This is a genomic window from Enterobacter sp. BIDMC 26, from assembly GCF_000534435.1.
GTDB lineage: Bacteria > Pseudomonadota > Gammaproteobacteria > Enterobacterales > Enterobacteriaceae > Enterobacter > Enterobacter ludwigii.
The window spans coordinates 2,839,414-2,848,267 of sequence record NZ_KI973182.1 but is presented as its reverse complement, the minus strand read 5'-3'; the positions used below and the strand labels follow the sequence as shown (position 1 = coordinate 2,848,267).

Sequence of the window (8,854 nt, the reverse complement as noted above, 5' to 3'; positions counted from 1 at the left end):
AGATAAAATATCCCGCTCAACATTTAATGGGGATACGACGTCAACATGATTCTGAGAAAAAAAAGAGGGGCCCGGGAATGAATAAAATGCACCGCTCACGCGTTTACTGACGTCATTCCCATTCACCCTGGAGCCTTTTATGAACACGACCTCTGTGCGTTTGATCCCGGTGCTGATTTTTTCCCTGTTGTCTCCTCTCGCGCTGGCGATGGGCGATAATAGTACCGAGAGTAAAACTCCCGACTGTCCGTCCGGACAGGTGTATGACAGTGCAACTCAGAAATGTGTGCCCGATAAGAGCAGCAGCCTTAGCGATCAGGACAAAACCAACTATGCCTATCACCTTGCTAAAAAAGGCGAGTACCAGGCGGCGCTGAACCTTCTTGATTCGTTAAAAAATAACAACACGGCTGAAGCATGGAACTATCGCGGGTATGCCACCCGCAAACTGGGTCGTACGGATGAAGGTATCGGTTACTACCAGCGTGCGCTGGCTATCGCCCCGGATTATGCCAAAGCCCGTGAATACCTGGGCGAGGCGTGGATGGTCAAGGGACGTCCGGATCTGGCCAAAGAGCAACTGAAAGTGATTGCCGGTATTTGCGGCCAGTCCTGTGAAGAGTACCGTGACCTGCAGGCTGCCATTAACGGACATCCGGAATCCTGATTTTCTCGTGGAGGGAAAACACATCGCTACCCGTGAGGTTCGCCAACAGTTAGCCGCACACCTCTCACGTCTCTGGCGTTATGGGCTGGTGTTGTCGCGAAACAGGGATGTCGCCGAAGAGCTGGTTCAGTCCACCTGCGTCCGCGCGCTTGAAAAAAGCAGTCAGTACATGCCCGGTACGCGTATCGACAGGTGGCTGTTCGCGATATTGCACTCCATCTGGATCTCTGAGCTTCGGGCACGCCATGTTCGTCAGGGGCAGGGGTTTGTCGCCAGCGACGAGCTTCTGGCACCGGATACCCGTGAACAGGATGAGACGCACCTGCATTACCTGAAGGTGATGCAGCGCGTCAACGCGCTCCCGGAAGCCCAGCGCAACACGGTTTTTTTGGTGTATGTCGAAGGCTTTACCTATCAGGAAGCCGCGAACACCCTGGCGGTGCCGATCGGTACCGTAATGAGCCGACTGGCGACGGCACGGGCAACGCTGGCAGCGTCTGCCGATGCCTTGCCCCCGGTTAAGGAGAAACGCTCTTGAACGCGCACCGTTTTACAGCGCCCTATAACGATGAGGCTATCGTGGCATGGATAGATGGCGAGATGTGTCATGCCGACGCGCAAAAATTTGAAGAACAGTTGAGACGTGACGAGCGCCTCTCCGGGCGGACCGCCGAGTTAATGAAAAGTAATGCGGATTACCCCGGCGCGTTTGCCGCTATGCTGGATGATGCTCCTCTGGAGAAAATGCAGGCCCGGCTGGCGGAACTGCCCGATCCGAAGCCCGCTACCCCGGCTGGCGTAAGCCGGCGCGCACTCATTGCCGCGTCGGTCAGTTTCCTGGTGGTCGGTTCCGGCGTGGGATATGGGTTGCGACCCGCTTTCGCACCTTCTGATGAAAACGCCCATATTCGTGACCTCGAAGCGCAATACATGTCGCTTTACAGCGTCGAGACATTGCTGGATATGGACAACGCGCCGCATGTTCTGCAGCGTGGGCTGGAACGGGCAGCGCAGGATATCGGCCTGCAACTTCAGGCGTCACAGCTTATCCTCCATGGAGCAGAGCTTAAAATGGTCCGCATGCTGCGCTATGAAACCACCTCTATCGCGCAAATAGCCTGGATAAATGCCGACTATGGCCCAATGGCGCTGTGTATCTCCCCGACAGAGCAGACAACGACAGCCGCTCAACAGGAACAGCGGCACGACATGAACCTGGTGTGGTGGCAGAAAGCGGGATATCAGTTTGTGTTGATCGGCCGCAACCCGCTCCCACAGTTGCGGGGCAGTGCAGAGCAGCTGCAAAGCCTGATTTCAGGATGACGGGATGCCGTTAGCCTGAATCGCAATGGTGATGGCAATCCTGTCATCAACGACCAGCGCAAATTTATCCATGCCGAAAGCCGCGCGCGAAATGGTCGTTGTCGCATCCAGCATGAGGACCGGCGCGTGCGGATCTTTCACGACGGCGTCCAGAATGACCGGGCGGGCAATGTCGCGTACGGTCAATGTTCCGAACACCCTGAACGTTCCTGAACCCTGAGCGACCACGCGTGAGCTGATAAATTCGATAACAGGATAACGTTCAGCTTCAAAAAACATGTCGCTTTTCAGTTGCCAGGTGAGCAGGCTGTTTGAGGCAACCAGGGTAGCCACGGGAAGGGTGACATGAATATGGTCATCGATATCCTTATCCGGGTTAAGCGTTACGGAACCCGTGACGCCACTGAATCTGGCCCAGGAGAGGATCCCCCCGAAGGCGTGCCAGGATAACCGTATGGCGGTGTTTTCAGTATCAATGGTATAGCTCTGCGGGGCGGCCTGCGCCAGCGGACAGAGCAACACGAACAGAATAACCAGGCGTCGCAGCATCTCAGGATCTCTTTAGGGGTGGCAAGGCGTTAACGCGCAACCCCGGGGATCTATTCGGCTTTTAGGCGTCAGGACGTCTTAATAATATCCACCGAGATCTCGACGGCGGTTACCGGACCCCGGTTTTCCAGCCAGTGGACCGTGTTGTGATCTTCCGGCCAGCCGACACCGGGACCGTAATCAGTCGCAATACCGTGACGATGATCGGTGATGGTACCTTCAAGGATAAACACGGTGCCCGGTCTGTCGATATGATTATGCACCGGACCAAAGACCGCGCCGGGAGCGAGAGTGACCCTGCGCATGCGAAGCTGGCGACCGGCCATGCCCGCTATTTCCGGCCCCAGATCGATGACGGAGAGTAATTCAACGGTAACGCCCTGGGTTTCAGGTGCGGTGTGTTCGCTGTTCATGATGGAGTCCCCCTGAGACAAGTTTAGTCTGCAGGGAGCAGGGCAGGAGGGAATAAAAAAGGCCGCGTCTGCGGCCTTTCGAAGGGATTACTCAGTGACTTTCTTTTCCAGCTCGCTGGCACCTTCTTTGGTTTTATTCCAGCCTTTCTCAGCACCTTCTTTGGTGGCATCCCACCCTTTCTCGGTGCCTTCTTTGGTTTTATGCCAGGCTTTCTGGGAATCTTCGCTGACCTTGCTGCTTAAGTTTTCGGTTTTACCCTCTGCAGCATGCTTCTGTTTCAGCTTCAGCTCTTCGCCTTTATTCTGCTCTTCGTGCAGTTTTTGCTTCGCGTCGTTGGCGTTTGCCTTCGCCGCAGCGACGGTATCGTCAGTTGCATGTGTGGTCGCAGCAAATACTGGGGAAGCCAGCAGAACGGCAGATAATGCGATAATTGTTTTTTTCATAATATCCTCATTTAACGTTATCGGTTATGAGCGTGATTCAGCATGGCACAGACGAAGCGGCGTGGCTTTAGGAAAAAACTGTAATGTTATTTTGGCGTTATACCGTGAAGCGTATTTAGTTACGCAGAGGAATTAATTATTTTCAGGTTCAATGCCGTGTACCTGGGGCATGTATATACATATTACTGGTGGCTTTTGGCCATGAGTAAAGTTAATTAACTCACTGAGCTTCGCAAAATATATTTTGACTCTCGCCGCTTGTTGGGGAGAGTTCGCAGAACAGTTTCACGCTGTCGCTCCTGGAATAGCCTGAAAAAGGCCCGCCAAAGCGTTGGGATGTGTAAATATCGCGTTTTTGTCCCTGAGGGTCGATTGTTGTCAGTGTCCAGCTACTCAGGCGATCTTGCGGTCCGACGGGTATAAAAACATGCCAGTCTCCCTGCGGTACGAAAGAAAAATACCCGTTATTATCCGTTTGTGTCGTGGCAATGTGTCGGTCGAATTCCACTAACGAAACGGTTACCCGGGGCAGCGGTTTCCCTGCGTTATTCAATGTGCCCTCAATACGAGGGGAGGGATAATCATGGTAAACGCAACCGCTGAGCAATAACGTGAGAGCCACGATAGCCTGGCTTGCGATGCGGTTTGAGGACGCTGTCATGGGTGCGAATCCTTTTGCGTTGAGGTGTTTTTCGGTGGCGTGAATGCAGTATACGCGGGTGGTGTAATTCCGGAACTGTAGATTCTGTTAAGGATGTTGATTTACTGAGTTTTTCCAGACTTATGCCTGGATAAATAAAGTGTGTGAATGGACGCGTGCAGAATGTAGCCTTACGAGCTACATAATAAGAGGTCTTATCGTTGCCTTTACAATGTTAACGTACTGACGTTGCGCTTGGCAGAAAGTCGCATCAACGAACTTTCTCTGGCGCAGGAGTGGCTGAAATCGCCATGTATTTTTTCAGGCCAGCCTCTCGTTTTACACCTTGGGGTCTGAACCAAAAGGAAGCCTTAAGCGCGGGGAGTCGACGGTGTTGACTGTCCAGAGAAAATTACCAATGAATCTGAAATTGATACTATCTACTGTAACGGATAATACTTCAAAACTCCCCATCGAATACTCGTTACCCAAACGGACGATTTCTTTAACGCCATCCTTAACATCGATAACAGCAATTGTCAGTGACTCCTCGAAAATAATGTCATCCGTTAAAAAAAGATATAGCGATGATCATTAACCTGAACAGCTGCTTCCAGTATTTGCCCTGGTACAATAATGTCTGTGCTATTGCCATTGATCACTACGTTAGGCTGCGCCTGGGATAAATCTGTCGCTTCCTGACCCTTTACCAGAGATATTGAATTAACCTGTTGCATAATCAATTCCACACACTCCCCATTTCCCATACTGCAAGAGCACCGCTGACAAAACCACCAATAAGTACACAAACAGGTGCATCTGGCCCACACATCAATCCCGCCATTACGCAGCCTGCGGCGTTTATCGCTATTTGCCGCCCCGATTCTGAGACCTTATTCTCAGCGGTATAAATTTCGTAAACAGAAATTGCAACAGTGGGTACGACGTATAGATGCTCAAGGTATTGAGAGTGATTGTAAGCTCTCCTGGCTTAGTTAGTATCGACGTGCGCTAGTGCAGCTTCATCACGTCATGAGGAAATTCTTTCTCATTAAGAATTATTGAAGTAATAGATTTCATATCATGAACCACCAGCAGATCTTTTAAGCCCATACGTTTTGATGGTATATTGGGCGCTTAAAATTTAACCGGTTCAAGCGGCATATGATAATCAGAAAACATTATTGATTATCATAGGATAAGCAACATCATTTGTCAGAGTCGCCATTCAGATGCAAACATCCTGTAACATATTAATTAAATGGTGTATCCTCATTTCTATAGGAAAAATCCGCTTTACAGTGGTTGCTGATTGTGATTATTAGTTTTGTGAGGCAATGGCAATGTGCGAAAGGATATTAAAAAAAGATGTTTATTCTGAATGGGTTATACGCAATACCCTGTACTGGATGACTTCGCTTACTCAGTGGAAGTTTTGTGAAGATATATCCTCCTGGAAAATCTCTTTTGAAAACGATAGTCCCGAATGCCTCTATGAATTCGAGAGGCTGCTGAATGATTACGCTTTGCGAGAAAAACTACAGCATAAAACAGGGGCGTTGAGAGATTCTATTGTCCATAAAGTGCTTCGCAGTGTCGATGAAAGGCTTTCGTAATGGAATTGATGCCATTCAATTTTGACAGATTGCCTAATGGACAGGTGTTTATAAGCAACCTCGCTGGTTTTCATCATTTCATTGATGAGCAAGAGTTGCTTGATCTTTCTGATGAGCAAATCAATGCGGAACAATCAAACGCACTCGAAAGCAAGCTATTCATAACCAACGAAAGCTCATCGGCTATAACGCCCTATGCTTTAAGTTCTGCTTTTGCAAAACGATTGATGAATGAACTGGCTATCAGGCCAATTTTCATGATTGTGCCCACACTACGTTGCGACCATACCTGCAAGTATTGTCAGGTCAGTAGAGCTTCAGTGAATGCCTCTGGTTATGATCTAGATCCCGATCTCATCCCTGATATCATTTCTACTATCAAAAAACTATCGACACCACCATACAAGATAGAGATACAGGGTGGAGAGCCACTCTTGCGGTTCGATTTAATTCAGTCTATCTATGAGCAATGTGCTGAAACGCTGGGAGGTATCGATTTTGAGATGGTGATAGCATCAAGCCTGTCTGTCTTGAATGAGGATATGCTTGAATGGTCGAGAGATAGGAACATAACGTTCTCTACTTCGCTTGATGGTGAGGAAGTTGTTCACAACAGTAATCGAATTCTTGGTCATGGGCTTGCGTACAGTAGAACAGTGTCAGGAGTAGAGGCTATTAAACGGTCTTTAGGCGCTGGGCGAGTTGCAACGGTTACCACAGTTACTAAAGATCTTATCAGGCATCCTGAATCGATTGTCCATGCTCACTTGTCTCTTGGCCTCAAGGACATGTTTATCCGACCTGTTAGTCCCTATGGGTTTGCACAAAAAGCATCGTTCACCTTTTCTATGGATGAATACTTCAGTTTCTATGCCTCGTTGATAGATGAAATCCTTAAGATCAATAATGAAGGGATAAGGGTTGTGGAACATTCGGCCTCCATTCATCTGAAAAGGATCTTCAATCCCGGCTTTAGTGGTTACGCAGATTTAAAGTCGCCAAGTGGGGTTGTGCTTAACAGTATTCTTTTCAATTATGACGGTCGAGTATATGGTAGCGATGAGAGCCGTATGTTGCAGAAGGTGAATCCTGAAACGGAGTTCAGTGCGGGTGAGGTTAAGACGCTACAATTTTCTAAGAGTCCTTACTATAACGCAGTATTAAGTTCATCGTTCAATTTTGCTCTACCAGGTTGTGATACATGTGCATATCAACCATTTTGCGGTGCAGATCCATGCCAGAACATAAGTGTACAGGGTGAGCCTGTCGGTGATAGGAGTCGTTCAACGTTTTGTCAGTATCACAAGGGGATGTTCAGGTATCTGATGAACTGCATCTCAGAAGGTGGTCCGAAGGCTGAGATGCTAAAAGGATGGGCATATGTCTGAGGTTATCAGGAACGATATCTTTCATTTTGCTTCAAAAGAGACTGTGCCCGCGGGGTTCTATCGGTTATGCAAACAAAAACCAGTGAACCCTTTATTCTTTTTGCCCAATTTGCTGGTAGTTGCTGAAAGCAATAATGATGTCATTCTACCATGCTTTGATTACTCTGTTATTAGCACTGAATTATTTGAGTCAATTGAAGATGGAGATATTGGGATAATCAACAATGGCAATATGATACGCGTTATTCTGTCCCGAAGAGCCAATCATAATACTGTCTTAGTAACGGAACGTTGCAATAACTTGTGTCTGTTTTGTTCGCAGCCACCAAAAAAATCAAATGATGATTGGCTTCTTACCCAATCAGCTCTTGCTATAGCTTCATTTGGTTTGAATGGAGTTGTTGGGGTCAGCGGTGGTGAACCTTTGCTGTATGGAGATGATTTCCTTCACTTCATTGATTTTATCATCGAGAATTCACCAGATACTGCTTTGCATGTTTTAACAAACGGACGCAAATTTGCTGATACCAACTTTACTCAGGAAATGGCAAAGCGAAGCAAAAAGATCAAAATCACCTTTGGTATCCCGCTCTACTCATCAAGACCACTTGTGCATGATCATCTGGTAGGGAGTGATGGCGCATTTAATGAAACAGTCAAGGGGTTAATCAATGCAGGAAACTCAGGGATTAATATCGAACTTAGAGTTATTCCGACACTGGCTAACTATACAGAACTGGATGACATCGTAGAGTTCGTCGGCCGTGTGTTCTCCAACATCAATCAGATTTCCCTTATGGGGTTGGAATCTATCGGGTGGGCACGAAAAAACTGGTCATCAATCTTTATCGAGCATGATAACTATCGTGAGAAAATCCTCTCTGTCATAGACACTGCGCAAAGGTCAGGCATCCCTCTAACAATCTTCAATTACCCATTGTGCCATCTTCCTGAAAAAGCCAGAGGGTTTGCTACCCAGTCAATTTCTGACTGGAAAAATTACTATCCCAAAGAATGTGATGAATGTACTCAGAAGTCTTCCTGTGCTGGTTATTTCAGTTCGTCAAAAGGCCGTTTTCATCAACCTCCGAGACCAATTTTATGAAAAAAATTAATTTCGCTTCCCTGCTTCCGGGATTTTTGGCACTCAATAATTCTGTATGGGCAAGTGATTCCTCTACTGGAGCAAGTGATTTGCCCGGTATGACTCTTAATGAGCATGATTTAGTGATAGCACCACTTAACACGGAAGTCCCATTCTACATTGCAGGGCATCGCAGCCATAGCTCCCATCGGAGTCATAGTTCTCACAGATCCTCATCAGGTGGCGGGTACTATGGTGGCAGCACTCCTTATTATCCTAAAACATACAGTTCACCAAGCTCATCTGGCTCTTCAAGTTCAGGGACAAGTTCCTCATCGTCATCTGTTCGTTCGCTTCGCTCTAATGACATGGATGCCTCTACGACTACAAACTCTGCTGGAACGAATGGAACTACCCGTGCAACTAGTGGGCTGACTTCTGATACTGAAAAGCGTAAACGTTTAATCATGCGAGTGCAGTTTGCATTACTGGATAAAGGTTTTTATAACGGTAATATTGATGGAAGTATGGGACCAGCGACACGAGCTGCTATCAAAGATTATAGAGTTGCAAATGGGCTTCCTACTCCAGTAAGAGAAACATTAGATACTCAGTTATTGAATTCTTTAAATATACTGGCCCGTTAAAAATATCTGGTTAAATAGAATGAACATAAAACTCGCTATTTGAAGGATGTAGCTAATTCTGGGACAGGACATTCAGACGCCGC

At 47.6% G+C, this 8,854-nt stretch carries 12 protein-coding genes; 7 read left to right on the top strand and 5 right to left on the bottom strand.

Going from position 1 to position 8,854, the window contains the following annotated elements:
* Nucleotides 1–139 precede the first annotated feature (139 nt).
* Genes L462_RS09990 through L462_RS10000 form a run of 3 tightly spaced genes read left to right on the top strand, consistent with a single transcriptional unit; the run spans nucleotide 140 to nucleotide 1,990 of the window.
* On the top strand, nucleotides 140–667 hold the full coding sequence (locus tag L462_RS09990; RefSeq protein WP_032678808.1) for a tetratricopeptide repeat protein: 528 nt from the start codon (nucleotides 140–142) through the stop codon (nucleotides 665–667).
* Between the two features lie 7 nt (nucleotides 668–674).
* On the top strand, nucleotides 675–1,205 hold the full coding sequence (locus tag L462_RS09995; protein ID WP_080346980.1) for a sigma-70 family RNA polymerase sigma factor: 531 nt from the start codon (nucleotides 675–677) through the stop codon (nucleotides 1,203–1,205).
* A complete protein-coding gene (locus tag L462_RS10000) occupies nucleotides 1,202–1,990 on the top strand; it encodes an anti-sigma factor family protein (protein ID WP_032678806.1) in 789 nt (262 codons plus the stop codon). The genes L462_RS09995 and L462_RS10000 overlap by 4 nt, the downstream gene beginning before the upstream one ends.
* On the opposite strand, the gene L462_RS10005 is transcribed toward L462_RS10000, so the two are convergent.
* The 5 genes from L462_RS10005 to L462_RS25580 form a co-directional block, all read right to left on the bottom strand.
* Nucleotides 1,982–2,539, bottom strand: a complete 558-nt coding sequence (locus L462_RS10005; RefSeq protein ID WP_032678805.1) for a YceI family protein — start codon at nucleotides 2,537–2,539, stop codon at nucleotides 1,982–1,984. The two genes, L462_RS10000 and L462_RS10005, sit on opposite strands and share 9 nt — an antisense overlap.
* 68 nt (nucleotides 2,540–2,607) lie before the next feature.
* Nucleotides 2,608–2,952, bottom strand: coding sequence for a cupin domain-containing protein (locus tag L462_RS10010; protein WP_032678804.1), 345 nt, complete (start codon nucleotides 2,950–2,952; stop codon nucleotides 2,608–2,610).
* 87 nt (nucleotides 2,953–3,039) lie between these two features.
* Complete coding sequence (locus tag L462_RS10015; RefSeq protein WP_020883896.1) at nucleotides 3,040–3,396, bottom strand: hypothetical protein; 357 nt, start codon at nucleotides 3,394–3,396, stop codon at nucleotides 3,040–3,042.
* 220 nt (nucleotides 3,397–3,616) lie between these two features.
* Nucleotides 3,617–4,057: a transthyretin-like family protein gene (locus L462_RS10020; protein WP_032678803.1), complete on the bottom strand. Its 441-nt coding sequence runs from the start codon at nucleotides 4,055–4,057 to the stop codon at nucleotides 3,617–3,619.
* Between the two features lie 548 nt (nucleotides 4,058–4,605).
* Nucleotides 4,606–4,773 carry a hypothetical protein gene (locus tag L462_RS25580; RefSeq protein ID WP_226777971.1) on the bottom strand — a complete coding sequence of 56 codons (168 nt, stop codon included), beginning with the start codon at nucleotides 4,771–4,773 and terminating at the stop codon, nucleotides 4,606–4,608.
* Nucleotides 4,774–5,379: 606 nt separating this feature from the next.
* Here L462_RS25580 and hxsD point away from each other — a divergent pair.
* Genes hxsD through hxsA form a run of 4 tightly spaced genes read left to right on the top strand, consistent with a single transcriptional unit; the run spans nucleotide 5,380 to nucleotide 8,771 of the window.
* Complete coding sequence (gene hxsD, locus L462_RS10025) at nucleotides 5,380–5,652, top strand: His-Xaa-Ser system protein HxsD (protein WP_032678801.1); 273 nt, start codon at nucleotides 5,380–5,382, stop codon at nucleotides 5,650–5,652.
* A complete protein-coding gene (hxsB, locus tag L462_RS10030) occupies nucleotides 5,652–7,040 on the top strand; it encodes a His-Xaa-Ser system radical SAM maturase HxsB (protein ID WP_032678800.1) in 1,389 nt (462 codons plus the stop codon). The genes hxsD and hxsB overlap by 1 nt, the downstream gene beginning before the upstream one ends.
* The gene (hxsC, locus tag L462_RS10035; RefSeq protein ID WP_032678798.1) at nucleotides 7,033–8,145 is read left to right on the top strand and encodes a His-Xaa-Ser system radical SAM maturase HxsC; all 1,113 of its coding nucleotides are present in this window, start codon (nucleotides 7,033–7,035) and stop codon (nucleotides 8,143–8,145) included. Before hxsB ends, hxsC begins: the two co-directional genes overlap by 8 nt.
* On the top strand, nucleotides 8,142–8,771 hold the full coding sequence (gene hxsA, locus L462_RS24470; protein WP_072031457.1) for a His-Xaa-Ser repeat protein HxsA: 630 nt from the start codon (nucleotides 8,142–8,144) through the stop codon (nucleotides 8,769–8,771). Before hxsC ends, hxsA begins: the two co-directional genes overlap by 4 nt.
* The last annotated feature ends 83 nt before the right edge of the window (nucleotides 8,772–8,854 follow it).

Coding starts and splice junctions, on each gene's coding strand:
- L462_RS09990 (WP_032678808.1), top strand. CDS start 140: ATGAACACGACCTCTGTGCGTTTGATCCCGGTGCTGATTTTTTCCCTG.
- L462_RS10005 (WP_032678805.1), bottom strand. CDS start 2,539: ATGCTGCGACGCCTGGTTATTCTGTTCGTGTTGCTCTGTCCGCTGGCG.
- L462_RS10010 (WP_032678804.1), bottom strand. CDS start 2,952: ATGAACAGCGAACACACCGCACCTGAAACCCAGGGCGTTACCGTTGAA.
- L462_RS10015 (WP_020883896.1), bottom strand. CDS start 3,396: ATGAAAAAAACAATTATCGCATTATCTGCCGTTCTGCTGGCTTCCCCA.
- L462_RS10020 (WP_032678803.1), bottom strand. CDS start 4,057: ATGACAGCGTCCTCAAACCGCATCGCAAGCCAGGCTATCGTGGCTCTC.
- L462_RS25580 (WP_226777971.1), bottom strand. CDS start 4,773: ATGCAACAGGTTAATTCAATATCTCTGGTAAAGGGTCAGGAAGCGACA.
- hxsD (WP_032678801.1), top strand. CDS start 5,380: ATGTGCGAAAGGATATTAAAAAAAGATGTTTATTCTGAATGGGTTATA.
- hxsB (WP_032678800.1), top strand. CDS start 5,652: ATGGAATTGATGCCATTCAATTTTGACAGATTGCCTAATGGACAGGTG.
- hxsC (WP_032678798.1), top strand. CDS start 7,033: ATGTCTGAGGTTATCAGGAACGATATCTTTCATTTTGCTTCAAAAGAG.
- hxsA (WP_072031457.1), top strand. CDS start 8,142: ATGAAAAAAATTAATTTCGCTTCCCTGCTTCCGGGATTTTTGGCACTC.